General features: G+C 68.0%; 1 protein-coding gene. It reads left to right on the top strand.

Annotated elements, in window-relative coordinates; translation table 11 throughout:
• A partial coding sequence (locus tag ACFWJO_RS40485; protein WP_386873377.1) for an amino acid permease occupies nt 1-729 on the top strand: 729 nt, incomplete at both ends.

The raw sequence follows: 729 nt of genomic DNA, 5'->3' as shown, positions 1-729 counted from the left end.
CGCGATGGGCGGCGCCATCGGCACGGGCCTGTTCGTGGCCTCGGGCAACAACATCGCGACCGCCGGCCCCGGTGGCGCCCTCGTGGCCTATGTGGCCATCGGCTTCATGGTGTTCCTGCTGATGCAGTCGCTCGGCGAGATGTCCACGTACCTGCCGGTCTCCGGCGCGTTCGAGGAGTACTCGACCCGCTTCGTGAGCCCCTCGTTCGGCTTCGCCATCGGCTGGAACTACTGGTACAACTGGGCGATCACGGTGGCCGCCGAGCTCGTCGCGGCGGCCCTGATCATGCGGTACTGGCTCCCGGACGTGCCCTCGTGGATCTGGTCCGCGATCTTCCTCGCGCTGCTCTTCGGCCTCAACGCCCTCTCCACGCGCGCCTACGGCGAGAGCGAGTTCTGGTTCTCGCTCATCAAGGTCGCCACGGTGGTGATCTTCCTGGTGCTCGGCGTCCTGATGATCGTCGGCATCCTCGGCGGCTCCTCCCCCGGCTTCCACAACTGGACGGACGGCGAGGCCCCCTTCGTGGGCGGCGGCGCCGGCATCCTGGCGATCTTCATGGTGGCCGGCTTCTCCTTCCAGGGCACCGAGCTGGTCGGCGTGGCCGCGGGCGAGGCCGAGGACCCGGAGAAGAACGTGCCCAAGGCGATCCGCACCGTGTTCGTGCGCATCCTGCTCTTCTACGTCGGCGCAATCACCGTCGTCGGCTTCCTCATCCCCTACACCAGCCC

It is taken from the genome of Streptomyces sp. NPDC127092, from assembly GCF_042722475.1.
Lineage (GTDB): Bacteria > Actinomycetota > Actinomycetes > Streptomycetales > Streptomycetaceae > Streptomyces.
Note: the sequence above shows the minus strand (reverse complement) of the source record. Positions and strands in the feature narration are given on the sequence as shown.